Raw genomic sequence first — 26,032 nt, 5'->3', positions numbered from 1 at the left:
AGATGTCGCCCATCCCCGGATCCGGCCTTGCCAAGGGCCTCGCCGTCACCCTGCGCACGATGACGAAGCGGTCCCACACCGCGCAGTACCCGGACGTCCAGCCCGAACTCCCGCCGCGCACCCGCGGCGTGATCGGTCTGTTCGAGGAGAACTGCACGGTCTGCATGCTGTGCGCCCGCGAGTGCCCCGACTGGTGCATCTACATCGACTCCCACAAGGAGACGGTGCCCGCCGCCACGCCGGGCGGCCGCGAGCGCAGCCGTAACGTCCTCGACCGGTTCGCCATCGACTTCGCGCTCTGCATGTACTGCGGTATCTGCATCGAGGTGTGTCCTTTCGACGCGCTGTTCTGGTCGCCCGAGTTCGAGTACGCGGAGACCGACATCCACGACCTCACCCACGAGCGGGACAAGCTCCGCGAGTGGATGTGGACGGTGCCGGAACCGCCCGCCCTGGACCCCGGCGCGGAGGAGCCGAAGGAGGTCGCGGCGGCGCGCAAGGCCGCCGAGAAGCAGGCCGCGGCCCAACAGGAGGCCACCGCCCAGCACGACGCTCCCACCGACACAGAGGGAGGCACCGCGTGACGCTCGCCGCCGCCGCCAACGGCTTCCTGTCGCCGACGGGCGTGGAGATCGCCTTCGTCCTCGTCGGCCTCGTCACCCTCGGCGCGGCCGTCGTCGCCGTCACCAGCCGGCAGCTCGTGCACGCCGCCCTGTGGCTGGTCGCGGCGCTCGGCGGGCTCGCCGTCGAGTACCTCCTCCTCACCGCCGAGTTCATCGCCTGGGTACAGGTGCTGATCTACGTGGGGTCCGTCGTCGTCCTCCTCCTCTTCGGGCTGATGCTCACCAAGGCGCCCATCGGCCGCTCCCCTGACGCCGACTCGGGCAACCGCCCCGCCGCGCTCGTCGTGGCGGGCGCCGCCGCGGCCGCCCTCCTCTGGGTCGTCCTGGACGCGTTCCGCACCACCTGGATCGACCTGGACGGGCCCGCCCAGGGCTCCACCAGGGTCACCGGCGAGATGCTCTTCCGGCACTGGGTGCTGCCGTTCGAGGCGCTCTCCGTGCTGCTCCTCGCGGCGCTCGTCGGCGCGATCGTCATCTCCCGCAGGAACGCCGCGGCGACGGCCACCGACCAGGAGGGCACGCGCTGATGCACCTCGCCTACCCCGCCGTCCTCGCCGTCCTGCTGTTCTGCACCGGCCTGTACGGAGTGCTCGCCCGCCGCAACGCGATCCTGGTCCTGATGTCCGTCGAGCTGATGCTCAACGCCGTCAACCTCAACCTGGTCGCGTTCGACGTCTGGCTCCGCGACACCCTGCACGCCGGCCAGGCGCTGACCCTGTTCATCATCGCCATCGCCGCCGCCGAGATCGGCATCGGTCTGGCGATCGTCCTGATGGTGTACCGCAACGGGGGCACCTCGGACATCGACAAGCTCCGCGACACCGCCGAGACCACCGAGACCGCCGAGCACGCGGACTCCGACGTACCGGCCGGCGAGAAGGCTGAGGCCACCGCGTGACCACCACGACCCTCGCCGTCCTCGTCCCCCTCCTTCCGTTCCTCGGCGCCGCCGCCGGTCTCCTGCTGGGCCGTACCGCGCCCGGTTTCGTCCGCCCCCTGGCGGTCCTGCCGACGCTCGCCGCGTTCGCCCTGGCCGTACTGGTCGCCGTCCGCCAAGGCGGCGGCGCGGCGGTCGACGCCGCCACCCGGCTCACCCCGACCGGCTCGGTCCCCGTCGAACTCGCCCTGCACCTCGACGGCTTCGCGGCGCTGACGGCCGTCCTCGTCTGCCTCGTCGCGTCCTGCGTGCAGATCTACTCGACCGGCTACCTGCGCGACGACCCGCGCTACCCCTCGTACGCCGCGCTCGTCTCCCTCTTCACCTCCGCGATGCTGCTCGTCGTCTACTCGGGCGACCTGATGGTGCTGCTGGTCGGCTGGGAGATCATGGGCATCTGCTCGTACTTCCTGGTCGGCCACTACTGGGAGACCCCCGAGGCACGGGCCGCCTCCCTCAAGGCGTTCCTGGTCACCAAGCTCGGCGACGTCCCCTTTCTGATCGGCCTGTTCGCGCTGGCCACCGACGCCGGCACGTTCCGGATCACCGGGATCCTCGGCGCGGTCGGCGCCGGAGCCATCGACCACCCCACGCTGGTGGCGCTGCTGCTCCTCGCCGGTGTCGCGGGCAAGTCGGCGCAGTTCCCGCTGCACACCTGGCTCCCCGACGCGATGGCCGGTCCCACGCCGGTCTCCGCGCTGATCCACGCCGCGACGATGGTCGCCGCCGGTATCTACTTCATCGCCCGTCTCCTCCCGGTGTTCGCGGCATCCGCGGCCGCCATGACCGTGCTCGCCGTGATGGCCGCGATCACGATGGTCGGCTCGGCCCTCGCCGCGCTCGCCCAGGACGACATCAAGCGCGTCCTCGCCTACTCGACCATCGGCCAGCTCGGCTACATGTCGGGTGCCCTGGCCGTCGGCGACCGGGGCGCCGCCGTCTTCCACCTCCTGTCGCACGGCGCGTTCAAGGCCCTGCTGTTCCTCGCCGCCGGCGTGATCATCCACGCCGCCGGCACCAACTCGCTCGCCGCCATGTCCCGTATGGGGGGCCTGGCCAAGCGCATCCCCGACGCGTACTGGACGATGACGGTCGCCCTGCTCGCGCTCGCCGCGATCCCGCCGTTCGCCGGCTTCTTCTCGAAGGAAGCCGTTCTCGTCGCCGCCGAGCACACCGCCATCGGCGACCGGGACATCGCCCCGGCCGGGGCCGGCTGGACCGTGCTGGTCGCCGGTCTGCTGACCGCCCTCCTCACCGCCGCGTACGCGACGCGCCTGTGGCTGCTCGCCTTCCGGGGCCGCGGGGCCGAGGCCCCCGAGCACGGCCGGCAGCCCGCCGTCATGACCACCGTCCTGTGGGTGCTGGCCCTGCCCTCCCTCGCGTTCGGCCTCGCGGCCCTCGTCCTGGACGACTGGTTCGACGGCAACGCCCTCACCCCGACCGTCACCACCGCGGTCCTCGGCACGGGCGTCGCCCTCGTCGGCGGTCTGATCACCTACGGCGCCTGGCGGCACACCACGGCCGCCGCCGCCCGTGTCCCCATGGGCGCCGTGGCGGCCCACCCCGATGCCGAGCCCGCCGTCTCCGAGGCCGAGGCCATCGCCACGCACACCCCCGCGTACGGCTCCATCGCCTCGGCGCCCGACCCCGCCGACCCGGGGCGGCTGCTGCTCGGCCCGCTGCACCGGCACGCGGCCGCCGGCTTCCACCTCGACGCCGTCTACACCGCTCTGTTCGTACGCCCCGTCCAGGGAGCGGCCTCACTGGTCCGCTTCCTCGACCGGGAGGTCGTCGAGACGTACGTACGCGGCGCGGGCACCGCCACCGGTCTGCTCGGCGCTGCCGTCCGCCGCGCGCAGACCGGCAATGTGCAGACCTACCTCAGCGTCCTGCTCGCCGGCTCCGTCGTCCTGGCGATCGCCGCCGTCGCCCTTGCCACCGTCAACGCGGGATCGTGAGCCGTGATCGATATCAGCGCATCCGTGATGCAGTTCCTTCTCGCGTTCATCGTCGCCGGCCCGCTCATCGGCGCCGCCGCCGCTCTCCTGCCGGCCCCGCCCGGGCTGAGGGGGACGTCACCGGACCAGGCAGTGCTGCGCCACGGCGTGACCGTCACCGGCGCGGTCCTCGCCGCCGCGATCGTCCTCACCCTCGGCTTCGACCACGACCAGCCGTCGCGGATGCAGGCCACGACGGACATCAGCTGGATCAAGGCACTCGATGTGCGGATCCACCTCGGTGTCGACGGCATCTCCCTCCCCCTTCTGGTCCTGACCGCGCTGCTGACCTTCCTCTGCGCGCTGTACAGCTACTTCAAGATGCCGTCCGGCGGGTCGCCGAAGGGCTTCGTCGCGCTGCTCCTCGTCCTCGAGTCCGGCACGCTCGCGACCTTCGCCGTCCTCGATCTGCTGCTGTTCTTCCTGGCGTTCGAGATGGTCCTCATCCCGATGTACTTCCTCATCGCCCGCTGGGGCGGCGAGGGGCGGCAGCCCGCCGCCTGGCGGTTCATCCTCTACACGCTGCTCGGCTCGGTCGTCATGCTGCTCGGCCTCCTGCTCGTCGGGCTGAAGGCCGGCACCTTCGACATGGTGGCACTCGCCACTGACAACGGCCGGGGCATCAGCACATCCGTGCAGGTCATCGCCGTTCTCGCGATCGGTGTCGGTCTCGCGGTCAAGACTCCGATGTGGCCGCTGCACAGCTGGCTGCCGGACGCCCACACCGCCGCCCCGACCGTCGGCTCGGTCCTCCTCGCCGGTGTCCTGCTGAAGATGGGCACGTACGGTTTCGTCCGCATCCTCCTGCCGATCGCACCCGACGGCATGCGCGTCTTCGCGCCCTACCTCGCCGCGTTCGCCGTCGCCGGCATCATCTACGGGTCACTCGCCTGCCTCGCCCTCGCCCGGCCGGGCACCAAGGGCGACCTGAAGCGGCTCATCGCGTACTCGTCCGTCGGCCACATGGGCTTCGTCCTCCTCGGTATCGCCACCATGACGCCCACCGGCGTCAACGGCGCGCTCTTCGCGAACATCGCCCACGGCCTCATCACCGGCCTGCTGTTCTTCCTCGTCGGAGCCATCAAGGACCGGTACGGCACCGCCGACCTCGACGCGCTCGCCGGAGCCACCGGCGCCGCCCTCTACGGCCGCGCCCCCCGCCTCGGCGGCCTCCTCGCCTTCGGCGCCGTCGCCTCCCTCGGGCTGCCGGGCCTCGCCGGTTTCTGGGGCGAGATGCTCGCCCTGTTCGGCGCGTTCCGGCCCGCCGAAGGACTCAGCCGACCCGCGTTCCTCACGTTCATGGCCATCGCCGCCGTCGGCACGCTGCTCACCGCCGCGTACCTCCTCGTCGTGGTCCGCCGCGTCTGCATGGGCGCGAAGCCCGCGGACGACCAGCCGCGGCCGGCCGACGTCCAGCCGTACGAGTTCGCCGCCTGGACGCCGCTGGCCGCCCTCACCGTCCTCGCCGGCCTCTGGCCCGCGGTCCTCCTCGGCCTGACCGATCCGGCCGTGCAGAAGCTCCTCGCAGGAGGCAAGTCGTGACCGTCGCCGCCACGAGCGCAGCCCACCTCGCCCGGTCCGCCGAACCCGTGCGGACGGCCGAGCTGGTCCAGACCGTCGACTGGGCCGTCATCGCGCCGCCCACCATCGTCGCCGTCGTCGCCCTGGCCGTGCTCGTCGCCGACCTGTTCGTGCCGGCGGCGCGCAAGCCGTTCCTCGGCTGGACCGCGATCGCCGGACTCGTCGCCGCGCTCGCCGCCCTCGTACCGCTGCGCGCGGGCGACCGCGCCACCTTCTGTCTGACCACCGACACCGCCGTCTGCAGCTACACCGCCGACCGCTTCACCCTGGTCATCCAGTTCCTGGTGCTCGGCGGGGCCCTCCTGACGGCGCTGCTGTCGCTGACCGAGACCAGGGAGAAGCTGCCCGCCGGGGAGTTCTGGTTCCTGCTGCTGTCCTCGGCGGCGGGCGCCGCCCTGCTGCCCGCCTCCCGGGACCTGGCGACCCTCGTCGTCGCCCTGGAGGTCGCGTCGCTGCCCGCCTTCGCGCTCGTCGGCCTCAAGCGCGGTGACCGGATGTCCGGTGAGGCGGCGCTCAAGTTCTTCCTCTCCTCGGTCACCGCGACCGCCGTGACCCTGCTCGGCGTCAGCTTCCTGTACGCCTCCACCGGCACCCTGCACCTCACGGAGATCGCCCAGCGCCTGGACGACGTCCCCGTCCAGCTGGCCACCCTCGCCAAGGCCGGCGCCGCCCTCACCCTCGTGGGCTTCGCCTTCAAGACGGCCGCCGCGCCGTTCCACTTCTGGGTCCCCGACACCTACGTCGGCGCGCCGCTGCCCGTCGCGGCCTACCTGTCCGTCGTCGGCAAGGCGGTCGGCTTCACCGGGCTCATCCTGGTGACGGTCGTCGCCTTCCCGTCGTACGCGGACGTATGGGGTCCCGCGCTGGCCGTGCTGGCCGCGCTGACCATGACCGTCGGGAACGTCGCCGCCCTCCGGCAGGTCTCCACGCGCGCGTGGAGCGCCGTCAGGCTGCTGGCGTGGTCGTCGGTGGGCCAGGCCGGCTACCTCCTGGTGCCGATCGCGGCCGCCGCGTACTCCAGCGACGACCAGATCGGCGCCACCGTCGCGTACGCCCTGATGTACGCCGTCGTGAACCTCGGCGCCTTCGCCGTCGCCGCGCTGGTCGCCCGCAGCCACCCCGCCAACCGGCTCGCCGACTACCGGGGCCTGTACGCCGAGCGGCCGGTGACCGCGCTGGTCATGGCGTTCTTCCTGCTCTGCCTGGCCGGCCTGCCGCCGGGCATCATCGGACTCTTCGCCAAGGTGGTCGTCTTCTCGGCGGCCGTCGACGCGGGCCTCGGCTGGCTGGCCGTGATCATGGGTGTCAACGTGGTCGTCGCCCTCTACTACTACCTGCGGTGGACGGCGGTGCTGTTCCGCGCGCCGGAGCCCGCGCCCGCACCGGAGGAAGCCGCGCCCGTACGCGCGGAGGCCGCACGCGCGGAGGCCGCGCCCGCCGGAGCCGTGGCCGTCGCCGCGGCCGTACCGCAGCGGGAGGCGACCCCCGTGCCGCTCACCCTCGCCATCGCCCTGACGGCGGTCGCCGGTGTGCTGCTGTCCGGCTACCCCCAGACGGTGCTGCGCTTCGCCGCCACCAGCCTCTTCTGACCCGCTATAGGAGCAACACCCGTGCTGAACGGCTTCAAGGACTTCATACTCCGCGGAAACGTCATCTCCATGGCCATCGGTCTGGCCGTCGGATCCGCCTTCACCGCCGTCGTCACCGGCTTCAGCAACGCGTTCATCGCGCCCCTCATCGGCCTGGCCACCGGCTCGGTCGGCGACTTCGGCAAGGCGCACTTCTCCATCGGCAGGACGGACTTCCCGTACGGCCTCTTCATCAGCGCCGCCCTCGCCTTCGTGATCACCGCGGCGGTGCTCTACTTCCTCGTCGTCGTCCCGATGATGAAGGTCCAGAACCGTTTCAAGCGGGACGAGCCGTTCGACATCAAGGCCCGGTTGCGCGACTGCCCCCGCTGCTACTCCTCCGTCCCGGCCGTCGCCAGCCGTTGCGCCCACTGCACCAGCGAGATCGAGCCGGTGCACGAGGCGCTGGAGAAGGCGGGACTGCCCGCGCAGCGCTGAACCACCCGTACGGAGCAGCCCGCCGCCCCTGTGCGCCGGGGAACCAGCCACTCCCGCCTGGCGTTGACCAGTACGGGAGGGTCCACTGAAGAGTGGAGCAGCATCAGCGAAGGGTTCCCCTGCCGCACCACTTGGAGGGCGTACCGTGCACCGCCGGCACAACGGGCTCAGGACGGCCGTACTCCTCGGAGGACTGTCCGCGCTCATCATCCTGATCGGCAGCTTCTTCGGGCGTACGGGCCTGCTCGTCGCGGTCGTCGTCGCCCTCGGCACGAACGCGTACGCCTACTGGAACAGCGACAAGCTGGCGCTGCGGGCCATGCGCGCCCGCCCGGTCAGCGAGTTCCAGGCCCCGCAGCTGTACCGCATGGTGCGCGAACTCTCCACGCAGGCCCGGCAGCCGATGCCGAGGCTGTACATCTCACCGACCCAGGCGCCCAACGCCTTCGCGACCGGCCGCAACCCGCGCAACGCTGCGGTCTGCTGCACCGAGGGCATCCTGCGGCTCCTGGACGAGCGGGAGTTGCGCGGCGTCATCGGCCATGAGCTCAGCCATGTCTACAACCGGGACATCCTGATCTCCTCGGTCGCCGGCGCCCTCGCGTCGGTGATCGTTTTCCTGGTGAACTTCGCCTGGCTCATCCCGATAGGCCGCTCGGACGACGAGGAGGGGCCGGGTCTGCTGGGCATGCTGCTGATCATGATCCTGGGTCCGCTCGCCGCGTCCGTCATCCAGCTCGCGGTCAGCCGCTCCCGGGAGTACGAGGCGGACGCGTCCGGCGCGCGGCTCACCGGCGATCCGCTGGCCCTGGCGAGCGCCCTGCGCAAGCTGGACGCGGGGACGAGACAGCTCCCGCTGCCGCCCGAGCCCCGGCTGGAGACCGCGAGCCATCTGATGATCGCGAACCCGTTCCGGCCGGGCCAGGGAATGTCCCGCCTGTTCTCGACCCACCCGCCCATGGCAGAACGCATCACCCGACTCGAGCAGATGGCAGGTCGCCGCCCGTGAAGACGATCCTCAACCTCATATGGCTGGTCCTGAGCGGCTTCTGGCTGTTCCTCGGCTACGTGGCAGCGGGTCTCCTGCTGTGCGTCACGATCATCGGCATCCCGTTCGGCGTCGCCGCGTTCCGTATCGGCGTCTACGCGCTCTGGCCGTTCGGGCAGACGGTGGTGGACCGCCGGGACGCGGGAGCGGCGTCCTGCGCGGGCAACGTGCTGTGGCTGCTGCTGGCCGGCTGGTGGCTCGCGCTCGGCCACATCGTCACCGGCATCGCCCTCTGCGTCACGATCATCGGTATCCCGCTGGGCATCGCGAACTTCAAGCTGATCCCGGTCTCGCTGCTCCCGCTGGGCAAGGAGATCGTCCCCTCGGACCAGCCGTTCGCGGCCCGCTGACCAGTCCGCCGACCCGCTCGCCGGGAACCTGCCCGCCGACCCGCCCCCTGGCCGCCCGCCGACCCGCCCGCACCGGGGCACGACGCGCGAGCGCGGGTCGGCGGCCCCGTCAGCCCCGGCCCCGGCGGACCGCGTACAGGACGGCGCCCGCCGCCAGGACGGCCGTGCCCGCCATGACCGACGTGGGCGGCAGCGCGAAGGCGAGCAGCAGGCAGCCCGCGAGACCGCCCGCCGCCAGGATCCGTACCGACCAGCGGCGCGGATCCAGCGTCCACGCCGACGCGTTGGCGATCGCGTAGTACACCAGCACACCGAACGACGAGAAGCCGATCGCCCCGCGTACGTCGGCGGTCGCCGCCACCACCGCGACGACCGCGCCCACCGCCAGCTCCGCGTGGTGCGGCACCTGGCGGCGGGGGTGCACGGCGGCGAGCGCTCGCGGCAGGTGGCCGTCGCGGGCCATCGCCAGCGTCGTACGGGACACGCCGAGGATCAGCGCGAGCAGCGAGCCCAGCGCGGCCACCGTGGCACCGACCCGCACCACGGGGCCCAGCCACCCCGCCCCCGCCGCGTGCGCCGCGTCCGCGAGCGGTGCCACCGACTCGCCCAACTCCTCCGCGCCCAGCACCGACAGGACCGAGACCGCCACGCACGCGTACACGACGAGCGCGATGCCGAGGGCCAGCGGGACGGCCCTCGGAATCGTCCGCTCCGGGTCTCTGACCTCCTCGCCGAGCGTGGCGATCCTGGCGTACCCGGCGAACGCGAAGAACAGCAGCCCCGCCGCCTGCAGCACCCCGCCCGCCGACGCGTCGGAGCCGAGCGCCAGCCGTCCGGAGTCCGCCGTCCCGGAGCCGAGGAGCGAGACGACGACCGCCGCGAGGACCGCCAGCACCACCGCCACGATCGCGCGGGTCATGAGCGCCGACTTCTGGACGCCCCCGTAGTTCACGGCGGTCAGCGCTACCACCGCCGCCACCGCGACCGCGTGCGCTTGCTCCGGCCACGCGTACGCGCCGACGGTCAGCGCCATCGCCGCGCACGAGGCGGTCTTGCCGACCACGAAGCTCCAGCCCGCCAGGTACCCCCAGAAGGAGCCGAGCCGCTCACGCCCGTACACATACGTTCCGCCTGACGCCGGGTACCGGGCGGCCAGCCGCGCCGACGCCATCGCGTTGCAGTACGCGACGGCCGCGGCGAGCGCCAGCCCGAGCAGCAGCCCGCTCCCGGCGGCACCGGCGGCGGGCCCGAGCGCGACGAAGATCCCGGCCCCCACCATCGAACCCAGCCCGATGACGACCGCGTCGAAGAGGCCGAGCGACCGGCGCAGTTCCTGTGTCATGCGCCGCACCTTACTGACCTGCGCAACCGTCCCCGGCGGCGGAGGCGTCCTTCCCGGCGACACCGCGTGGAACCGTGGGAAAGGCAGGTGCGGGGTATGAGCGTGATCAGCTGGATCGTCCTGGGGCTCGTCGCCGGAGTCATCGCCAAGGTCCTGCTGCCCGGACGCGATCCGGGCGGGCTGATCGGCACCACGCTCATCGGTGTCGCGGGTGCCTTCACCGGCGGCTGGCTGTCGGCCCGGTTCCTCGACAGGCCGGTCGTCAACGACTTCTACGATGGCGCCACCTGGCTCGCGGCGATCGGCGGTTCGCTGGTGCTGCTCATCGCGTACCGGATCCTGTTCGGCCACTCGCGCTCGCGCTGAGCGGGCGTCAGTCCACCGCCGCAAGCCCTGTCACGCGCAGGGTGATGTTCAGCCGGCCCCCGCGCATCCCGGTCGCGGGGTCGCCCGTCCCCGGGTACACCTTCGGCACGCCGTGGTACGCGAACCGCGACGGCCCGCCGAACACGAACAGGTCACCCGACGCGAGCTCCACGTCCGTGTACGGCCGCCCCCGGCCCGCGGTGTTCCCGAACCGGAAGACACAGCTGTCGCCGATGCTCAGCGACACCACCGGGGCCCCGGACCGTTCCTCCCTGTCCTGGTGCATGCCCATCCGGGCGGCGGAGTCGTAGAAGTTGATCAGCGCCGCGTCTGGCGCGTACGCGTCGCCCCGCCCCTCCCCGTACGCCTCGGTCACCGCCGCCCGGCCGAGCCGGGCCAGCCGGTCCGGGAAGGGAGCGACCCGGGCGCCGTTCACGTCACCGGCGGTGCGGGTGTAGCGGTACGGCTGCCAGTGCCAGCCCAGACACACCGTCCGTACGGACATCACCCCGCCGCCCGGCAGCACGGTGTGCCGGAGCGGTACGGGCCCGCGCGCCCATCCCCGGCACGCCTCGACCAACTCGCGCTGGACCTCCACCGGCAGCCACCCCGGCACATGCACGGCGCCGGGCGCGACCTCGGTCCGCCCACCCGGCAGCCGGAACAGCGCACCGCCCGCACCCGCACTGCCCGCGCCGCCCATTCCCGCGCCCGCGCCGCCCGCACCCGCACCGCCCACTCCCGCGCCCGCGCCGCCCACTCCCGCGCCCGCGCCGCCCACTTCCGCACTGCCCGCGCCCGCGCCGCCCGCGCCCGCGCCCGCACCGCCCACTCCGGTGGCCGTGCCGCTCACGCCGGTGGCCGGACGAGCGCGCCTTCCAGGCCGAGCAGCCGCTCCTTGCGGTCGAGGCCGCCCGCGTAGCCCCGCAGCGCCCCGTCCGCCCCGATGACCCGATGGCAGGGCCGCACCACGAGCAGCGGATTCCGCCCGATCGCGGTGCCCACGGCCCGTACCGCCGGCCCGCCCGAGCCGACGCGCGCGGCGATCTCCCCGTACGTCACCGTCGAGCCGTACGGGATCTCCTCCACCGCCCGCCACACCCGCCGCTGGAAGTCCGTGCCGGCATCGGCGTACGGGATGGCGAAGCGGGTCAGCCGCCCGGCGAAGTAGGCCCGCAGCTGCGCGGCGATGTCCTCGAACGCCTCCGGCGCGTGGCGCCAGCCGTCCAGGACCTCGGCCCCGCCCCGCTGCCCCGGCAGGGACAGCGAGGCGAGCGCGGTCGTCCCGTCCGCGGCCTCCTCGCCGACCAGCAGCATGGTGCCCAGCGGCCCGTCGACGTCGGCGTACACGGTCATGACTCGTCCCTCACGGCTGGTGGTCCTGTCCCGTCAGTCTGACCCCCGGACGGCCGCCCGCGCTGGCGGAAATCCGACACGAGCCTGCCCGGACACAGGGCGGGGCGGTCCGGCACCCTGGCCGTACCGCCCCACGTACCCGCTTACCGCCCGCTCAGCGGTAGTTCACGAACTGCAGCGCGAAGTCGAAGTCCTTGCCCTTCAGCAGGGCGATGACCGCCTGGAGGTCGTCGCGGCTCTTCGAGCTGACCCGCAGCTCGTCGCCCTGGACCTGCGCCTTGACGCCCTTGGGACCCTCATCCCGGATGATCTTCGCCACCTTCTTGGCGTTGTCCTGGGAGATGCCCTCCTCGATCGTGGCGAAGATCTTGTACTCCTTGCCGGACAGCTGCGGCTCGCCGGCGTCCAGCGCCTTCAGCGAGATACCGCGCTTGATCAGCTTGGACTGGAAGACGTCGAGGATCGCCGTGACCCGCTCCTCGGAGTTCGCCTGCATCAGGATCTTCTCGCCGGACCAGGCGATGGAGGCCCCGACGTTCTTGAAGTCGTAACGCTGCGAGATCTCCTTCGCCGCCTGGTTGAGGGCGTTGTCGACCTCCTGCCGCTCGACCTTCGAGACGATGTCGAAACTGGAGTCGGCCATGTCCTGTGGCTCCTTGTATCGGGGTGCTTGACGTACGCCCGGGCTCGCCCGGCGCCACCGCAAAGCCTAGCCACCCGCAACCGCCCGGAGCGCTGATCAATCCGGTGGCGGAGCACCCCCGAGCATCAGGTATCGTTTACGTCGTTGCCACGGAGCACCGCGGGAAAGCGGGCGCCGGAGCGACATCCCATGGCGGTGTGCCCGAGTGGCCAATGGGAGCGGACTGTAAATCCGTCGGCTTAGCCTACCCAGGTTCGAATCCTGGCGCCGCCACGCGGAAAACGGCCCCTGATCAGCGGAAACGTTGATCAGGGGCCGTTCTGCTGCGCACGGGGCCCGAGCCGGGGCCCGCACGCGTGGGTGATCCTGCGGCGGTGGCCGCCTTCGCGGTCCCGGCGACCGCCGGACCCCGCACGCGTGGTGATCCCTCCGCGCTCCCCGCACGGCGCTAGAACAGCTGGGCGAGAAGGTAGGACACGGCGGCCGCGGCGCCGAGGCAGCCGAGGACGAAGAGCGCGCGCCAGCCGATCGCGGGCCGCGACCGGAGGACGCTTCCGGCGCCGGGCCGGGAATCGGCGGGGAAGACCGGGGGCCGCGTCGGGCGGCCCGGGGGCCGCTCGGCCTGTCCGAGCGAGGGCCGGTCGGTGTGCCTGACGGTCGGCGGCCCCTCGGGCGGCCCGGTGGGCGGGGGAGCGGGCGGGGGCTGGAAGCGCTCGATCAGCGGCGGCATGGAGGGACCCCACGCGGGCGGGCCGTCCGGCGCCGACACCCGCTCCTGGAGGTAGCCCAGGGCGCTGCGCCGCCAGGTGCGCCCGGTGACGTCGGTGAACACCACGAAGAGGTTCCTCTCGGCGACGGCGCGGCCGGCCTCGTCGGTGGGCGCGGGAACCGTCACCGCGCGACCGGGGAGCAGCAACTGCCCGTCGTCGGGGGAGAGGAGCGGGCCGCCGACAGCCCCCACCCGGACGTCGGTGATCGGCTGACTGCTGCCGTTGTGGACGGTGTACCTGCGGCCGCCGGCCTCGGCGTACGCCTGGATCCAGCTGGCCTGACGCCTGCGCTCCACCCGCGCGGCCTCCTCGGCGCGCCGCCCGCGCTCCTCCCGCTCGCGCTCGTCGCGAAGCCGCTGCGCCTCTTCGACGCGACGCCCGTGGCGGTAGCCGGCGATCGCCGTCGCCACGGAGACGAGCAGGCCGAGGACTGCGATGACGCTCCCCATCATGGCTCCACGACGCACCCTTCTGACGGGCACTCAACCCGACGCGACCCGCAGGTCAGTTGCCCGCGACCGCCTTCACGGCGACCGCCACCGGGACGGAGCCGGAGACGAGTTCCAGGGTCAGGCCCGCGGTCGCCGGGGTCTCCACCAGTTCGGCGAGGACGGCGGCGACGTCGTCGCGCGGGACCGACGCCCGGCCCGTCGACGCCTGCAGGCGGACCAGGCCCGTGCCCCGGTCGTCCGTCAGGGTTCCGGGGCGCAGGATCGTCCAGTCGAGGCCGCTCCGGGACCGTACGTACGCGTCGGCCTCGCCCTTCGCGCGCAGGTACGCGTCGAAGACCTCGTCGCCCCGGTGGTCCGGGTCGGCGCCCATCGACGACACGACGATGTACCGCCGTACGTGTGCCCGTTCCGCCGCGTCGGCGAACAGGACCGCCGCCGCCCGGTCGACGGTGTCCTTGCGGGCCGCGCCGCTGCCGGGACCCGCGCCCGCCGCGAAGACCGCGACGTCGGCGCCCTGCAGCACGGCCGCGACCATCTCCACGGACGCCGACTCCAGGTCCAGCAGAACCGGTTCGGCCCCGGCCTCCCGCACGGCGGGCGCCTGCTCCAGGTTGCGGATGACGCCCGCGGCCTCGTGCCCGGCCGCCGCCAGCAGCCGCTCCAGTCGCAGGGCGATCCGCCCGTGTCCTCCAGCGATGACGATGCGCATGCTCACGACCGTACGGCGCGAACGCGCAAAGCGCTCACGGGCCGGGATCCGGGCGGCCCTGCCGGGGCAGTTCGAGCGCCGCCGCCGAGTCGCAGTACTCGCGTACCGCGCTGGTCCGCGCCACGACCCGCCCCCGGTGCACCACGATCCGGCTGTACGCCAGAGAGAGCACACCCGACAGCCGTTCCCCGCGCACCGCGAGCAGCTCCGCCGGGAACCCCGCCTCCACCCGTACCGCCGCCAGGCCCATCGCCTCCCGCGCCCCCGCGCTCACCGCCCCGTACGCCTCGCGCGGCGGCAGGCCGTACTGCGAGGCCAGCAGGTACGCCGCCTCCAGCGGATCGCCCCGCCCCACCGGGTTGGCCACGTCCCGCAGCGCCCCGCTGCCCGCCGCGAGGCGCACGCCCGCCGAGCGCAGCACCCGCACCGGCGCCACGCCCCGTGTCCCCGTACCGCCGCAGCCGCCCTGCGGCAGGCACATCACCGTCACGCCGGCCGCCGCGAGCTGGTCCGCCACCCGCGCCTGCGCGTCCCCGGGGAGCCGCCCCAGCGCCCCGCACGGCCCGATGGCCACGCCCGGCCGCAGCCCGCCCGCCATGGCCGCGAGGCGGGCCAGCCGCGCCGGATCGTCACCGTCGGTGTGCAGGTCGACGGGGCAGCCGTGCTCGGCGGCCAGCTCCAGCACCGCCTCCGCGTACCCCGTCGGGTCCGGGTCCAGGTCGGGGCACCCGCCGACCACCCCGGCGCCCATCTTCAGCGCGTCCCGCAGAATCGCCAGTCCGTCCGCCCCCGCGACCCCGGTGAGCAGCCGGGGCACCGCGACCGCCGCCAGGTCGGCCAGGCCGCGCAGCGAGCGCCGCGCCTGGAGCACCGCCTCCAGCGAGCGCAGCCCCTGTACGTCGCCGATGCGGACGTGGGTGCGCAGGGCGGTCGCGCCGTGCCCGAGCTGGAGCAGCGCGGCCTCCGTGGCGCGGCGCTGCACGTCGTCGGCGGCGTATGAGACGGGGCCGGGCGAGTCGGCGCTGAGCGCGGTGTCGGCGTGGGCGTGGGGCTCGGCCGGCGCGGGCAGCAGCAGATAGCCGGCCAGGTCGACGCGGGCCCCGTGCGCGGCGAGGCTGCCGGTGGTGCCGACCGCCTCGATGCGCCCGCCGCCGAGCCGGACGTCGACGGTCCGGCCGTCGGTGAGGCGGGCGCCGCACAGGAGCAGCGTGCCGCTGTCGGTGAGGGCGCCCTCGGGCCGGTGGGGCCTCGGCCGCGGCTGCTGGTCGTCGGAGAACCTGTCGGAGGACATCGGGCTCCTGGCGGGGGCTCGGGCGTGACGGGGCGGGGAAGGCACGTCCGTACGCCGGGGCCGTCCGTACGTGCAAGATCACGCAACGTGAGCCGAGCCTAGGGGCGGACCGTCCGGGCTTCGAGGAGGAGCGCAATAGTCGTACCGGCGTGGGGCACGTGTGGCGTACGGGGCCGTGTGGGGCGGGCTGTACGCCCCCCGCGATCCCGCACGGGGGGCGGCCGTGATCCCGCACCCGGGGCGCCGCGATCCCGCACGTGCGGCGCGAGCTCGGGCGGCCCTCGTGGAGGGGCGGGAAACGGATTTGGGCGAACGGCGGACGACCGTGTAATGTCTTCATCGCTCGCCCCAATAGCTCAGTCGGCAGAGCGTCTCCATGGTAAGGAGAAGGTCTACGGTTCGATTCCGTATTGGGGCTCTGGTGTTCGGTGATCCTCACCTTCGGGTGAGGAGATCCAGCATCACAGCGGTGTAGCTCAGTCGGTAGAGCAAGCGGCTCATAATCGCTGTGTCACCGGTTCAAGTCCGGTCACCGCTACACACAGTAGCCGATTGTGGGGTCGGTCCTTCGATCGGCTACTCTTTTCTGCGTTCATCCGTCAACCGTCCGTCCAAGGAGCACTCACGTGGCTGCCACCGACGTCCGCCCGAAGATCACGCTGGCCTGCGTGGAGTGCAAGGAGCGGAACTACATCACCAAGAAGAACCGGCGTAACAACCCGGACCGTCTTGAGATGAAGAAGCACTGCCCGCGCTGCAACTCGCACACCGCGCACCGCGAGACGCGCTGAATCAGGCTCGTACACGAGGCCGTCCCCACTGGGGGCGGCCTCGCGTCGTTTGTACCGCAGTACGACAGCAGGTCATCCGAACCGTCAGGAGGTATCGAGCCCATGGCGCTCGACCAGTCCTTCGTGGGGCGTACCTATCCGCCCACCGCGCCGTACGAAGTCGGCCGGGAAAAGATCCGGGAGTTCGCGGAGGCCGTCGGCGACGGGAATCCCGCGTACACGGACGCGGAGACCGCGAAAGCGCTCGGTCACCCTGATGTGATCGCCCCGCCGACCTTTGTGTTCGCGATCACATTCAAGGCCGCGGGAGCGGTGATCTCCGACCCGCAGCTCGGCCTGGACTACAGCCGCGTCGTGCACGGCGACCAGAAGTTCGCGTACACCCGGCCCGTACGCGCGGGGGACCGGCTCACGGTCACCTCCACCATCGAGGCCATCAAGTCCATGGCGGGCAACGACATCCTCGACATCCGGGGCGAGGTGCACGACGCGACCGGCGACCATGTGGTGACCGCCTGGACCAAGCTCGTGGCCCGAGCGGCAGAGGAGGCGTGAGACGGATGACCGCGAAGATCGCATTCGACGACGTCGAGGTCGGTACGGAACTCCCGGCGGCCGACTTCCCCGTGACGCGCGCCACACTCGTGCGGTACGCGGGCGCTTCCGGCGACTTCAACCCGATCCACTGGAACGAGAAGTTCGCCGTCGAGGTCGGCCTGCCGGACGTCATCGCGCACGGCATGTTCACCATGGCCGAGGCCGTCCGGGTCGTCACCGACTGGGTGGGCGACCCGGCCGCCGTGGTCGAGTACGGGGTCCGCTTCACGAAGCCGGTCGTCGTCCCCAACGACGACAAGGGCGCGCTGATCGAGGTCACCGCCAAGGTCGCCGCGAAGCTGGAGGACAAGCGCGTCCGGGTCGACCTCACCGCCATGAGCGCGGGCCAGAAGGTCCTGGGCATGTCCCGCGCGGTGGTCCAGCTCGCCTGAGGCGAGGACGCGCGGTACGGCGCGCGGTACGGGCGGGGGCGGCTCCAGTCGGCGCCGCCCCCGCCCCGCGTCCCGCCCGCCCCGCGCGGAGGGCGTTCAGCGCTCTCCCCCGCCCGCGCGGAGGGCGTCCCGGGGGCGACGCGCGGGCGCTGTCGTAGCCGCCCCGTACTCTTGAGCCCGTGCAGGAACTCCACGACGCCCCCCTCGCCCCCTTGACGACCTTCCGGCTCGGCGGGCCGGCGAACCGCCTCCTCACGGCCACGACCGATGACGAGGTCATCGCGGCCGTAAGGGACGCGGACGCCACCGGCACGCCGCTGCTGCTCGTCGGCGGCGGCTCCAACCTCGTCATCGGCGACAAGGGCTTCGACGGCACCGCCCTGCGCATCGCGACGAGGGGCCTCACCCTCGACGGCACGCGCCTGGAGCTCGCGGCGGGCGAGGTCTGGTCGGACGCCGTCGCGCGCACGATCGAGGCGGGTCTCGCCGGCATCGAGTGCCTGGCCGGGATTCCGGGCTCCGCCGGGGCCACCCCGATCCAGAACGTCGGGGCGTACGGCCAGGAGGTCTCCACCACCATCACGGAGGTCGTGGCCTACGACCGGCGGGCCGAGCGCACGGTGACGATCCCGAACGCCGACTGCGCCTTCTCGTACCGCCACAGCCGCTTCAAGGCCGACCCGGACCGCTATGTCGTCCTGCGGGTCCGGTTCGAGCTGGAGGACGCCCACGGCATGAGCGCCCCGGTCAGGTACGCGGAGACCGCGCGCGTCCTGGGCGTCGCGGTCGGCGAGCGCGTCCCGGTCGCGGCCGCCCGCGAGACGGTGCTCGCGCTGCGCGCGGGCAAGGGCATGGTCCTGGACCCGGAGGACCACGACACCTGGTCGGCCGGCTCCTTCTTCACCAACCCGATCCTCACCGAGACCGCGTACGAGACGTTCCTCACGCGCGTCCACGACCGTCTCGGCCCCGACGCCGCCCCGCCCGCCTACCCGGCGGGGGAGGGGCACATCAAGACGTCGGCCGCCTGGCTGATCGACAAGGCGGGCTTCACCAAGGGATACGGCTCCGGGCCCGCCCGTATCTCCACCAAGCACACCCTCGCCCTCACCAATCGCGGCGAGGCCACCACGGAGGACCTGCTCGCCCTCGCCCGCGAGGTCGTGGCAGGCGTACGCGACGCCTTCGGCATCACCCTGGTCAACGAGCCGGTCACGGTCGGCGTGTCCCTGTAACCGCCCCGGCCACCCGGCTGCCGCCCGGGAGACCCCGGCGCACGGGCTCGCCCGGCTCAGCGCGCTGTGACGGCCGGTTCGGCGGCCAGCCAGCCGTCTACGCCGGACAGCAGCTTCTCCTTGACGTGCTCCGGCGCCACCGAGCCGCGCACCGACTGCCGGGCCAGCTCCGCCAGCTCGGCGTCGGTGAAGCCGTGGTGCAGGCGGGCGAGCTCGTACTGGTCCGCCAGGCGCGCGCCGAACAGCAGCGGGTCGTCCGCGCCCAGCGCCATCGGCACGCCCGCCTCGAAGAACGTCCGCAGCGGCACGTGCTCGGGCTTCTCGTACACACCGAGCGCCACGTTCGACGCCGGGCACACCTCGCACGTCACCCCCCGCTCGGCCAGCCGCCGCAGCAGCCGCGGGTCCTCCGCCGCCCGCACCCCGTGCCCGATGCGCCCCGCCCGCAGGTCGTCCAGGCAGTCCCGTACGGAGGCCGGACCCGTCAGCTCGCCGCCGTGCGGCGCCGCCAGCAGGCCGCCCTCCCGGGCGATCGCGAAGGCCCGGTCGAAGTCCCGCGCCATGCCCCTGCGCTCGTCGTTGGAGAGCCCGAAGCCCACCACGCCCCGGTCCGCGTACCGCACGGCCAGCCGAGCCAGCGTGCGGGCGTCCAGCGGGTGCTTCATCCGGTTGGCCGCGACCAGCACCCGCATGCCCAGGCCGGTCTGCCGCGAGGCGTCATCCACCGCGTCCAGGATGATCTCCAGCGCGGGGATGAGCCCACCCAGCCGGGGCGCGTACGAGGTGGGGTCGACCTGGATCTCCAGCCACCCCGACCCGTCCCGCACGTCCTCCTCGGCCGCCTCCCGCACCAGCCGCCGGATGTCCTCGGGCGCCCGCAGGCAGGACCGGGCGATGTCGTACAGCCGCTGGAACCGGAACCAGCCCCGCTCGTCGGTGGCGCGCAGCTTCGGCGGCTCACCGCCGGTCAGCGCCTCGGGCAGGTGTACGCCGTACTTGTCGGCGAGCTCCAGCAGGGTGCCGGGCCGCATCGACCCCGTGAAGTGCAGATGCAGATGGGCCTTCGGCAGCAGTTTCAGATCCCGGACGGCGTGCTCCATCCCCGGATCTTGCCGCAGACACCCGCCGTACGGCAGCCCCTTTCCCCGAACGGGTGTGAGCGGGAACGAAAGAGCGGGCCCCGGCCGAAGGGATCGACCGGGGCCCTGCCCACCCACACACGAGTCGGGTACGAAGCACTCCTAGTCGCGCGCCTCCGCGAGGAGCTTCTGCAGCCGGGACACGCCCTCGACCAGGTCCTCGTCGCCCAGCGCGTAGGAGAGCCGCAGGTAGCCCGGCGTGCCGAACGCCTCGCCCGGGACGACCGCGACCTCGACCTCGTCGAGGATCAGCGCGGCCAGCTCCATGGACGTCTGCGGGCGCTTGCCGCGGATCTCCTTGCCCAGGAGCCCCTTCACGGACGGGTACGCGTAGAAGGCGCCCTCCGGGGTGGGGCAGACGACGCCGTCGATCTCGTTGAGCATCCGCACGATGGTCTGGCGGCGGCGGTCGAACGCCGTCCGCATATCGGCGACCGCGTCCAGGTCGCCGGAGACGGCGGCCAGCGCGGCGACCTGCGCGACGTTCGAGACGTTGGACGTGGCGTGCGACTGGAGGTTCGTCGCGGCCTTGACCACGTCCTTCGGGCCGACGATCCACCCCACGCGCCAGCCGGTCATGGCGTACGTCTTCGCGACACCGTTCACGACCACGCACTTCTCGCGCAGCTCGGGCACGAGCGCGGGCAGCGACGTGAAGACCGCGTCGCCGTACACCAGGTGCTCGTAGATCTCGTCCGTCAGCACCCACAGGCCGTGCTCCACGGCCCAGCGGCCGATCGCCTCGGCGTCCTCACGGGAGTACACCGCGCCGGTCGGGTTCGACGGGGACACGAACAGGACCACCTTGGTCCGCTCCGTACGCGCCGCCTCCAGCTGCTCCACCGACACCCGGTAGCCGGTGGTCTCGTCGGCGACGACCTCGACCGGGACGCCGCCCGCGAGCCGGATCGACTCCGGGTACGTCGTCCAGTACGGGGCCGGGACGATGACCTCGTCGCCCGGGTCCAGGATCGCGGCGAACGCCTCGTAGATCGCCTGCTTGCCGCCGTTGGTCACGAGGACGTTGGACGGGTCGATCTCGTAGCCGGAGTCGCGCAGCGTCTTGGCGACGATGGCGGCCTTCAGCTCGGGCAGGCCGCCGGCCGGCGTGTAGCGGTGGTACTTCGGGTCGCGGCAGGCCTCGACGGCGGCCTCGACGATGTAGCCGGGCGTCGGGAAGTCGGGCTCGCCGGCACCGAAGCCGATCACCGGACGCCCGGCGGCCTTGAGGGCCTTGGCCTTGGCGTCGACGGCGAGGGTCGCGGACTCGGAGATCGCGCCGATGCGGGCGGAGACCCGGCGCTCGGTGGGAGGAGTTGCAGCGCTCATGCGGCCATCGTCGCAGACCCCGAACGGGCCGGACACACAGGTTTCGCGGTACGGACACCGCCGTGGACACCGCCGGGGGACGGCCGGGGGACGGCCGCGTCGGAGCGGCGTGCGGAGGTCTCCTGAAGACGTCCCGGGCTTTCTGTTCGACGCAGGGCCCCTGACCACGTACACTCTCTGCTCGTTGGCCCTCACCGACCACCTCCACGGATGCGGTAGGTTGGGGGAGAACCACATAGGGTCGTAGCTCAATTGGTAGAGCACCGGTCTCCAAAACCGAAGGTTGGGGGTTCAAGTCCCTCCGGCCCTGCTACACACACCGCCAGGTTGTGTGCGCAGGTATGTATGTCATTGCACCGCCGTGCGGCTCCACCCGGGCGCGGCACGGCCGACCCGGAATCAGGTGAGAGAAGTGACGGACGCCGTAGGCTCCATCGACATGCCTGATGCCGAGGACGCAACACCTGAGTCGAAGAAGAAGGGCCGCAAGGGCGGCAAGCGCGGAAAGAAGGGCCCGCTGGGCCGTCTCGCGCTCTTCTACCGTCAGATCGTGGCGGAGCTGCGGAAGGTCGTCTGGCCGACTCGGAGCCAGCTGACCACGTACACCACGGTTGTGATCATCTTCGTTGTCATCATGATTGGTCTTGTGACCGTCATCGATCTCGGCTTCCAGGAAGCAGTCAAGTACGTCTTCGGCTGATTCCCGCGGAGGGCGCCCACCCCGGCGCCCCTTTTCGCATGTTCCACCCCAATCTGTATCCAGGAAGAAGCAGCCACCGTGTCTGACCCGAACCTGAACGAGTCCGCCCAGGACGAGCTCGACGTCGTCGAGGCGGCCGACGAGGACCAGGCGGAAGCTGCGGACGCCGCTGTCGGCGAGTCGGCCGAGGACACCGTGCTCGACGTCGAGGACGTCGAGGACGCGGACGAGGCCGCTGAGGACGAGGGCGACGCCGAGGCGGAGGCCGTTGCCGAGGCCGCCGAGGCCGAGGCCGACGAGACCTCAGAGGCCGAGGAGGAGCCGGCCGCGCCGGTCGACCCGGTCGCCGCGCTCCGCGACGAGCTGCGCGCCCTGCCCGGCGAGTGGTACGTCATCCACACCTACGCGGGCTACGAGAAGCGCGTGAAGGCGAACCTGGAGCAGCGTGCCGTCTCGCTGAACGTCGAGGACTTCATCTACCAGGCCGAGGTCCCCGAGGAAGAGATCGTCCAGATCAAGGGCGGCGAGCGCAAGAACGTCAAGCAGAACAAGCTGCCCGGCTACGTGCTCGTCCGTATGGACCTGACAAACGAGTCCTGGGGTGTCGTCCGCAACACGCCCGGTGTCACCGGCTTCGTCGGCAACGCCTACGACCCGTACCCGCTGACCCTGGACGAGATCGTCAAGATGCTCGCCCCGGAGGCCGAGGAGAAGGCCGCCCGCGAGGCCGCCGAGGCCGAGGGCAAGCCGGCGCCCGCCCGCAAGGTCGAGGTGCAGGTGCTGGACTTCGAGGTCGGCGACTCGGTCACCGTCACCGACGGCCCGTTCGCGACGCTCCAGGCCACCATCAACGAGATCAACGCCGACTCGAAGAAGGTCAAGGGCCTCGTCGAGATCTTCGGCCGCGAGACCCCGGTCGAGCTCAGCTTCGACCAGATCCAGAAGAACTAGCCCGACCGGCGCCTTCTGGAACACACGCCTCCGACCAGGTCAGACCCGCTCTCGCAGCCGGTCTGACCTGCTCGGTTTTTAGCCGCACGGTGATACCCGTTATCGTGGTGCGGTATGCCTCCATCCGGATGATCGGGTCGGAGGCTGGAAAACTCTCACTAGGACCCGGAGAGAGCAATGCCTCCCAAGAAGAAGAAGGTCACGGGGCTTATCAAGCTCCAGATCCAGGCCGGCGCGGCCAACCCGGCTCCGCCGGTCGGCCCCGCGCTGGGTCAGCACGGCGTCAACATCATGGAGTTCTGCAAGGCCTACAACGCCGCGACCGAGTCGCAGCGTGGCATGGTCGTGCCGGTGGAGATCACGGTCTACGAGGACCGTTCCTTCACCTTCGTCACCAAGACTCCGCCGGCCGCCAAGCTGATCCTCAAGGCCGCGGGTGTGGACAAGGGCTCCGGCGAGCCGCACAAGACCAAGGTCGCCAAGCTGACGAGCGCCCAGGTCCGCGAGATCGCCACGGTCAAGATGCCCGACCTGAACGCCAACGACCTGGACGCCGCCGAGAAGATCATCGCCGGCACCGCCCGTTCCATGGGCATCACGGTCGAGGGCTGATCAGCCCCGTCACCCCCTCGTGGTAGGGCCATGCGCCGGCCCGCACCACAACTCCGTACCTGAACAGCAGGAGAAGAAGTGAAGCGCAGCAAGGCTCTCCGCGGCGCGGACGCCAAGGTCGACCGGGAGCGGAACTACGCCCCCCTCGAGGCCGTCCGTCTCGCCAAGGACACCGCCACCACCAAGTTCGACGGCACCGTCGAGGTCGCCTTCCGCCTGGGTGTCGACCCGCGCAAGGCCGACCAGATGGTCCGTGGCACCGTGAACCTTCCGCACGGCACCGGTAAGACCGCCCGGGTCCTGGTCTTCGCGACCGGTGACCGTGCTGCGGCCGCGGAGGCCGCGGGCGCCGACATCGTCGGCTCCGACGAACTGATCGACGAGGTCGCGAAGGGGCGTCTGGACTTCGACGCCGTCGTCGCCACCCCGGACCTCATGGGCAAGGTCGGCCGCCTCGGCCGCGTGCTCGGTCCGCGTGGTCTGATGCCGAACCCGAAGACCGGCACCGTCACGATGGACGTCGCCAAGGCCGTCACCGACATCAAGGGCGGCAAGATCGAGTTCCGTGTCGACAAGCACGCGAACCTGCACTTCATCATCGGCAAGGTCTCCTTCGACGAGACCAAGCTGGTGGAGAACTACGCCGCGGCGCTGGAGGAGATCCTCCGACTGAAGCCGTCCGCCGCGAAGGGCCGCTACATCAAGAAGGCGACCCTGACCACCACGATGGGCCCCGGCATCCCGCTGGACTCCAACCGCACCCGCAACCTCCTCGTCGAGGAGGACCCGGCGGCGGTCTGACCCGCGGAGCCCGACGGCTCACCCGGTTCGACACCGGCCCCCGCAGCTCCCCGGAGCAGCGGGGGCCGACTCGTTCCCGGCGGGAGGCGGGAGGCGGGAGGCGGGAGGCGGGACGGCCGACGGCAGGGCGGCGCGCGGCGGGAAGGCCGACAGGAGGACGGCGCGCGGCGGGCCGTGCGGGGCCCTGAGGGCCGGGCGGGCGTCCGGCGGGTGCCCGGCGTTCCGCAGGGTGCGACGCGGTGCCTGAGGGGCGCGACGCGGCCTGAGAGGCGGCGCACGGCGGCCGGTCCCCGGAGGGGCGCGAGGACGGCCGTGCTCCGGCGAAGGGGGCGATTTGCCTGACGGAGGACGGTCCCGTACTCTCCTACAGAAGCCAAAGACCGCTGGTCGTTGCCGTGCTCTCGTACAGAGGCGCGGCGGCCGAAGGATCCGCTAGCTGCGGACGACCTGCGCAGGTGACAGTGGATGAACTCCTGGACGCCGTTCCTCGTGAGCGGAACCGGTTGAGTCACGCCCCGTGCGCCTGCGCCGGGGCGTTTCGTTTTGCCCAGTCTCCTTCCTTCAGCCACTGCGGTCCGAATCACCCGGAAGGAGGCCGAGGCTCATGGCGAGGCCCGACAAGTCCGCCGCGGTTGCCGAGCTGACGGACAAGTTCCGCAGCTCGAACGCCGCCGTGCTGACCGAGTACCGCGGTCTCACCGTGGCACAGCTCAAGGAGCTGCGCCGTTCGCTCGGTGAGAACGCCCAGTACGCCGTGGTGAAGAACACGCTGACCAAGATTGCGGCCAACGAGGCCGGGATCACCTCGCTCGACGACCAGTTCTCTGGTCCGACGGCGGTTGCCTTCATCACCGGTGACCCGGTGACGTCGGCGAAGGGTCTTCGTGACTTCGCCAAGGACAACCCGAACCTGATCATCAAGGGCGGTGTCCTTGATGGCAAGGCGCTGTCCGCCGATGAGATCAAGAAGCTTGCGGACCTCGAGTCCCGCGAGGTTCTGCTCGCCAAGCTGGCGGGCGCCATGAAGGGCAAGCAGTCCCAGGCTGCCGCGCTCTTCCAGGCGCTCCCGTCGAAGCTCGTCCGCACCGTGGACGCGCTGCGCGCCAAGCAGGCCGAGCAGGGCGGTGCCGAGTAATTCGGCTCGCACATTGATCGCCGCCTGACACGGGCGACGGTCACAGCGGGCCCAACGTACGCCCGCCACACATGTACATCCGGCACCAGCCGAATTAGTGGAAGGACCGCCATCATGGCGAAGCTGTCTCAGGAAGACCTGCTCGCGCAGTTCGAGGAGATGACCCTCATCGAGCTCGCCGCGTTCGTTTCGGCGTTCGAGGAGAAGTTCGACGTCACCGCCGCCGCTCCGGTCGCCGCCGCCGTCGGCGTCCCGGGTGTCCCGGCCGAGGTCGCTGAGGAGAAGGACGAGTTCGACGTCATCCTCACCGGCGCCGGTGACAAGAAGATCCAGGTCATCAAGGTCGTGCGTGAGCTGACCTCCCTGGGCCTGAAGGAGGCCAAGGACCTCGTCGACGGCACCCCGAAGCCGGTCCTCGAGAAGGTCAACAAGGAGCAGGCCGAGAAGGCCGCCGAGTCCCTCAAGGCCGCCGGCGCGGCTGTCGAGGTCAAGTGACCTCACGGCGGGTCTCCTGACCCGCCATGACGCCCTCTGCGGGCGTCCGCCAAGGGCGATCACCCATACGGGTGATCGCCCTTCGGCGTTCCCGTGACGCCTGTCGTGCACCGCGCCCGGCGGGGAGTATGGTGATCTTCGCCGTGCGCCCGGCTCGCCCGGGGGCCTTGACGAACCGCACGCAGCGCGCAATTCTCAGGACGCGTCGTCACAACGATCCGGATCCGAGGCATGGATCGACGACCGAACGGGCAGTATCGAGGTGCGCCGACAGCGCGAGGTGCCGCGGAGTTGAGAACAACGAGGGTCGCGAATTACTCGCCC

The 26,032-nt window shown here is 71.8% G+C and carries 29 protein-coding genes and 4 tRNA genes; 24 read left to right on the top strand and 9 right to left on the bottom strand.

The genetic code is table 11. The annotated features are described in order from the left end of the window. Positions 1-2: 2 nt before the first annotated feature. From ACGF5U_RS10935 to ACGF5U_RS10895, 9 genes are all read left to right on the top strand, one after another. Positions 3-584, top strand: a complete 582-nt coding sequence (locus ACGF5U_RS10935) for a NuoI/complex I 23 kDa subunit family protein (protein ID WP_392716013.1) — start codon at positions 3-5, stop codon at positions 582-584. Continuing rightward, on the top strand, positions 581-1,150 hold the full coding sequence (locus tag ACGF5U_RS10930) for an NADH-quinone oxidoreductase subunit J (protein ID WP_392716011.1): 570 nt from the start codon (positions 581-583) through the stop codon (positions 1,148-1,150). Before ACGF5U_RS10935 ends, ACGF5U_RS10930 begins: the two co-directional genes overlap by 4 nt. Next, positions 1,150-1,521 carry an NADH-quinone oxidoreductase subunit NuoK gene (gene nuoK, locus ACGF5U_RS10925; RefSeq protein WP_392716009.1) on the top strand — a complete coding sequence of 124 codons (372 nt, stop codon included), beginning with the start codon at positions 1,150-1,152 and terminating at the stop codon, positions 1,519-1,521. Before ACGF5U_RS10930 ends, nuoK begins: the two co-directional genes overlap by 1 nt. After that, positions 1,518-3,518 (top strand): NADH-quinone oxidoreductase subunit L, encoded by a 2,001-nt coding sequence (locus tag ACGF5U_RS10920; RefSeq protein WP_392716007.1) that lies wholly within the window; start codon positions 1,518-1,520, stop codon positions 3,516-3,518. The genes nuoK and ACGF5U_RS10920 overlap by 4 nt, the downstream gene beginning before the upstream one ends. 27 nt (positions 3,519-3,545) lie before the next feature. Then, positions 3,546-5,099 carry an NADH-quinone oxidoreductase subunit M gene (locus tag ACGF5U_RS10915; protein WP_392716253.1) on the top strand — a complete coding sequence of 518 codons (1,554 nt, stop codon included), beginning with the start codon at positions 3,546-3,548 and terminating at the stop codon, positions 5,097-5,099. 47 nt (positions 5,100-5,146) lie between these two features. Further along, entirely contained in the window at positions 5,147-6,727 is a 1,581-nt protein-coding gene (locus tag ACGF5U_RS10910) for an NADH-quinone oxidoreductase subunit N (RefSeq protein ID WP_392716251.1), read from the top strand. Positions 6,728-6,748: 21 nt separating this feature from the next. Then, positions 6,749-7,204 carry an MscL family protein gene (locus ACGF5U_RS10905; protein ID WP_392716005.1) on the top strand — a complete coding sequence of 152 codons (456 nt, stop codon included), beginning with the start codon at positions 6,749-6,751 and terminating at the stop codon, positions 7,202-7,204. A gap of 145 nt (positions 7,205-7,349) precedes the next feature. Next, complete coding sequence (gene htpX, locus ACGF5U_RS10900; protein ID WP_392716003.1) at positions 7,350-8,213, top strand: zinc metalloprotease HtpX; 864 nt, start codon at positions 7,350-7,352, stop codon at positions 8,211-8,213. Then, positions 8,210-8,602: a YccF domain-containing protein gene (locus tag ACGF5U_RS10895; protein ID WP_392716000.1), complete on the top strand. Its 393-nt coding sequence runs from the start codon at positions 8,210-8,212 to the stop codon at positions 8,600-8,602. Before htpX ends, ACGF5U_RS10895 begins: the two co-directional genes overlap by 4 nt. A 109-nt stretch (positions 8,603-8,711) precedes the next feature. Here ACGF5U_RS10895 and ACGF5U_RS10890 read toward each other — a convergent pair whose 3' ends face one another. Next, positions 8,712-9,944, bottom strand: coding sequence for an APC family permease (locus ACGF5U_RS10890; protein ID WP_392715998.1), 1,233 nt, complete (start codon positions 9,942-9,944; stop codon positions 8,712-8,714). 96 nt (positions 9,945-10,040) lie between these two features. Between ACGF5U_RS10890 and ACGF5U_RS10885 the strand changes: the two genes are divergently transcribed. Beyond that, positions 10,041-10,310 carry a GlsB/YeaQ/YmgE family stress response membrane protein gene (locus ACGF5U_RS10885; RefSeq protein WP_392715996.1) on the top strand — a complete coding sequence of 90 codons (270 nt, stop codon included), beginning with the start codon at positions 10,041-10,043 and terminating at the stop codon, positions 10,308-10,310. Positions 10,311-10,317: 7 nt separating this feature from the next. Here the strand turns inward: ACGF5U_RS10885 and ACGF5U_RS10880 are convergent, their stop codons facing one another. The 3 genes from ACGF5U_RS10880 to ACGF5U_RS10870 all read right to left on the bottom strand — a co-directional run bounded on the left by ACGF5U_RS10880 (position 10,318) and on the right by ACGF5U_RS10870 (position 12,309). Then, positions 10,318-11,013: an alpha-ketoglutarate-dependent dioxygenase AlkB family protein gene (locus ACGF5U_RS10880; RefSeq protein WP_392716249.1), complete on the bottom strand. Its 696-nt coding sequence runs from the start codon at positions 11,011-11,013 to the stop codon at positions 10,318-10,320. Positions 11,014-11,159: 146 nt separating this feature from the next. Then, the gene (locus ACGF5U_RS10875) at positions 11,160-11,666 is read right to left on the bottom strand and encodes a methylated-DNA--[protein]-cysteine S-methyltransferase (RefSeq protein ID WP_392715994.1); all 507 of its coding nucleotides are present in this window, start codon (positions 11,664-11,666) and stop codon (positions 11,160-11,162) included. A 154-nt stretch (positions 11,667-11,820) separates the two neighbouring features. Next, on the bottom strand, positions 11,821-12,309 hold the full coding sequence (locus tag ACGF5U_RS10870; RefSeq protein WP_392715992.1) for a YajQ family cyclic di-GMP-binding protein: 489 nt from the start codon (positions 12,307-12,309) through the stop codon (positions 11,821-11,823). A 191-nt stretch (positions 12,310-12,500) separates the two neighbouring features. Between ACGF5U_RS10870 and ACGF5U_RS10865 the strand changes: the two genes are divergently transcribed. Beyond that, positions 12,501-12,582, top strand: a tRNA-Tyr gene (locus tag ACGF5U_RS10865). Between the two features lie 175 nt (positions 12,583-12,757). Here the strand turns inward: ACGF5U_RS10865 and ACGF5U_RS10860 are convergent. The 3 genes from ACGF5U_RS10860 to ACGF5U_RS10850 are packed head-to-tail and all read right to left on the bottom strand — an operon-like array spanning position 12,758 to position 15,531. Continuing rightward, positions 12,758-13,531, bottom strand: a complete 774-nt coding sequence (locus tag ACGF5U_RS10860) for a hypothetical protein (protein ID WP_392818361.1) — start codon at positions 13,529-13,531, stop codon at positions 12,758-12,760. A 52-nt stretch (positions 13,532-13,583) separates the two neighbouring features. Then, complete coding sequence (locus ACGF5U_RS10855) at positions 13,584-14,240, bottom strand: SDR family oxidoreductase (protein ID WP_392715988.1); 657 nt, start codon at positions 14,238-14,240, stop codon at positions 13,584-13,586. Between the two features lie 34 nt (positions 14,241-14,274). Further along, positions 14,275-15,531, bottom strand: coding sequence for an amidohydrolase family protein (locus tag ACGF5U_RS10850; RefSeq protein WP_392715986.1), 1,257 nt, complete (start codon positions 15,529-15,531; stop codon positions 14,275-14,277). A gap of 345 nt (positions 15,532-15,876) precedes the next feature. Between ACGF5U_RS10850 and ACGF5U_RS10845 the strand changes: the two genes are divergently transcribed. The 6 genes from ACGF5U_RS10845 to ACGF5U_RS10820 all read left to right on the top strand — a co-directional run bounded on the left by ACGF5U_RS10845 (position 15,877) and on the right by ACGF5U_RS10820 (position 18,546). Next, positions 15,877-15,949 (top strand) — tRNA-Thr (locus tag ACGF5U_RS10845). A gap of 47 nt (positions 15,950-15,996) precedes the next feature. After that, positions 15,997-16,069, top strand: a tRNA-Met gene (locus ACGF5U_RS10840). A gap of 88 nt (positions 16,070-16,157) precedes the next feature. Beyond that, positions 16,158-16,322, top strand: coding sequence for a 50S ribosomal protein L33 (gene rpmG, locus ACGF5U_RS10835; RefSeq protein ID WP_003956487.1), 165 nt, complete (start codon positions 16,158-16,160; stop codon positions 16,320-16,322). A 102-nt stretch (positions 16,323-16,424) separates the two neighbouring features. Continuing rightward, positions 16,425-16,877, top strand: a complete 453-nt coding sequence (locus ACGF5U_RS10830; RefSeq protein ID WP_392715984.1) for a MaoC family dehydratase N-terminal domain-containing protein — start codon at positions 16,425-16,427, stop codon at positions 16,875-16,877. A 5-nt stretch (positions 16,878-16,882) separates the two neighbouring features. Further along, entirely contained in the window at positions 16,883-17,311 is a 429-nt protein-coding gene (locus ACGF5U_RS10825) for a MaoC family dehydratase (protein WP_392715982.1), read from the top strand. Positions 17,312-17,490: 179 nt separating this feature from the next. Next, positions 17,491-18,546, top strand: coding sequence for a UDP-N-acetylmuramate dehydrogenase (locus ACGF5U_RS10820; RefSeq protein WP_392715980.1), 1,056 nt, complete (start codon positions 17,491-17,493; stop codon positions 18,544-18,546). Between the two features lie 56 nt (positions 18,547-18,602). Here ACGF5U_RS10820 and ACGF5U_RS10815 read toward each other — a convergent pair whose 3' ends face one another. Continuing rightward, positions 18,603-19,646: an adenosine deaminase gene (locus ACGF5U_RS10815; RefSeq protein ID WP_392715978.1), complete on the bottom strand. Its 1,044-nt coding sequence runs from the start codon at positions 19,644-19,646 to the stop codon at positions 18,603-18,605. A 141-nt stretch (positions 19,647-19,787) separates the two neighbouring features. Further along, positions 19,788-21,014: a pyridoxal phosphate-dependent aminotransferase gene (locus ACGF5U_RS10810; RefSeq protein ID WP_392715976.1), complete on the bottom strand. Its 1,227-nt coding sequence runs from the start codon at positions 21,012-21,014 to the stop codon at positions 19,788-19,790. 237 nt (positions 21,015-21,251) lie between these two features. Between ACGF5U_RS10810 and ACGF5U_RS10805 the strand changes: the two genes are divergently transcribed. From ACGF5U_RS10805 to rplL, 7 genes are all read left to right on the top strand, one after another. Then, a tRNA-Trp gene (locus ACGF5U_RS10805) sits at positions 21,252-21,324 on the top strand. 102 nt (positions 21,325-21,426) lie between these two features. Next, positions 21,427-21,714, top strand: a complete 288-nt coding sequence (gene secE, locus ACGF5U_RS10800; RefSeq protein WP_392715974.1) for a preprotein translocase subunit SecE — start codon at positions 21,427-21,429, stop codon at positions 21,712-21,714. Between the two features lie 78 nt (positions 21,715-21,792). Then, a complete protein-coding gene (gene nusG / locus ACGF5U_RS10795; protein ID WP_392715972.1) occupies positions 21,793-22,665 on the top strand; it encodes a transcription termination/antitermination protein NusG in 873 nt (290 codons plus the stop codon). A gap of 177 nt (positions 22,666-22,842) precedes the next feature. Then, entirely contained in the window at positions 22,843-23,277 is a 435-nt protein-coding gene (gene rplK, locus ACGF5U_RS10790; RefSeq protein WP_392715970.1) for a 50S ribosomal protein L11, read from the top strand. A 78-nt stretch (positions 23,278-23,355) separates the two neighbouring features. Further along, positions 23,356-24,078 carry a 50S ribosomal protein L1 gene (rplA, locus tag ACGF5U_RS10785; protein ID WP_168439436.1) on the top strand — a complete coding sequence of 241 codons (723 nt, stop codon included), beginning with the start codon at positions 23,356-23,358 and terminating at the stop codon, positions 24,076-24,078. 604 nt (positions 24,079-24,682) lie between these two features. Next, the gene (gene rplJ / locus ACGF5U_RS10780) at positions 24,683-25,213 is read left to right on the top strand and encodes a 50S ribosomal protein L10 (protein ID WP_392715968.1); all 531 of its coding nucleotides are present in this window, start codon (positions 24,683-24,685) and stop codon (positions 25,211-25,213) included. A gap of 114 nt (positions 25,214-25,327) precedes the next feature. Then, positions 25,328-25,708, top strand: a complete 381-nt coding sequence (gene rplL / locus ACGF5U_RS10775) for a 50S ribosomal protein L7/L12 (RefSeq protein WP_392715966.1) — start codon at positions 25,328-25,330, stop codon at positions 25,706-25,708. Positions 25,709-26,032 lie beyond the last annotated feature (324 nt).

The sequence above is a fragment of the Streptomyces sp. NPDC047886 genome (assembly GCF_043204435.1).
GTDB lineage: Bacteria > Actinomycetota > Actinomycetes > Streptomycetales > Streptomycetaceae > Streptomyces.
This window is presented reverse-complemented; position numbering and strand designations above follow the sequence as displayed.

Bases quoted from the DNA above. Each gene is read 5' to 3' on its own strand.
- ACGF5U_RS10935 (WP_392716013.1), top strand. From the start codon at position 3: ATGTCGCCCATCCCCGGATCCGGCCTTGCCAAGGGCCTCGCCGTCACC.
- nuoK (WP_392716009.1), top strand. From the start codon at position 1,150: ATGCACCTCGCCTACCCCGCCGTCCTCGCCGTCCTGCTGTTCTGCACC.
- ACGF5U_RS10915 (WP_392716253.1), top strand. From the start codon at position 3,546: ATGCAGTTCCTTCTCGCGTTCATCGTCGCCGGCCCGCTCATCGGCGCC.
- ACGF5U_RS10890 (WP_392715998.1), bottom strand. From the start codon at position 9,944: ATGACACAGGAACTGCGCCGGTCGCTCGGCCTCTTCGACGCGGTCGTC.
- ACGF5U_RS10885 (WP_392715996.1), top strand. From the start codon at position 10,041: ATGAGCGTGATCAGCTGGATCGTCCTGGGGCTCGTCGCCGGAGTCATC.
- ACGF5U_RS10880 (WP_392716249.1), bottom strand. From the start codon at position 11,013: ATGGGCGGCGCGGGCAGTGCGGGTGCGGGCGGTGCGCTGTTCCGGCTG.
- ACGF5U_RS10875 (WP_392715994.1), bottom strand. From the start codon at position 11,666: ATGACCGTGTACGCCGACGTCGACGGGCCGCTGGGCACCATGCTGCTG.
- ACGF5U_RS10870 (WP_392715992.1), bottom strand. From the start codon at position 12,309: ATGGCCGACTCCAGTTTCGACATCGTCTCGAAGGTCGAGCGGCAGGAG.
- ACGF5U_RS10860 (WP_392818361.1), bottom strand. From the start codon at position 13,531: ATGATGGGGAGCGTCATCGCAGTCCTCGGCCTGCTCGTCTCCGTGGCG.
- ACGF5U_RS10855 (WP_392715988.1), bottom strand. From the start codon at position 14,240: ATGCGCATCGTCATCGCTGGAGGACACGGGCGGATCGCCCTGCGACTG.
- ACGF5U_RS10850 (WP_392715986.1), bottom strand. From the start codon at position 15,531: ATGTCCTCCGACAGGTTCTCCGACGACCAGCAGCCGCGGCCGAGGCCC.
- ACGF5U_RS10830 (WP_392715984.1), top strand. From the start codon at position 16,425: ATGGCGCTCGACCAGTCCTTCGTGGGGCGTACCTATCCGCCCACCGCG.
- ACGF5U_RS10825 (WP_392715982.1), top strand. From the start codon at position 16,883: ATGACCGCGAAGATCGCATTCGACGACGTCGAGGTCGGTACGGAACTC.
- ACGF5U_RS10815 (WP_392715978.1), bottom strand. From the start codon at position 19,646: ATGGAGCACGCCGTCCGGGATCTGAAACTGCTGCCGAAGGCCCATCTG.
- ACGF5U_RS10810 (WP_392715976.1), bottom strand. From the start codon at position 21,014: ATGAGCGCTGCAACTCCTCCCACCGAGCGCCGGGTCTCCGCCCGCATC.
- rplK (WP_392715970.1), top strand. From the start codon at position 22,843: ATGCCTCCCAAGAAGAAGAAGGTCACGGGGCTTATCAAGCTCCAGATC.
- rplJ (WP_392715968.1), top strand. From the start codon at position 24,683: ATGGCGAGGCCCGACAAGTCCGCCGCGGTTGCCGAGCTGACGGACAAG.
- rplL (WP_392715966.1), top strand. From the start codon at position 25,328: ATGGCGAAGCTGTCTCAGGAAGACCTGCTCGCGCAGTTCGAGGAGATG.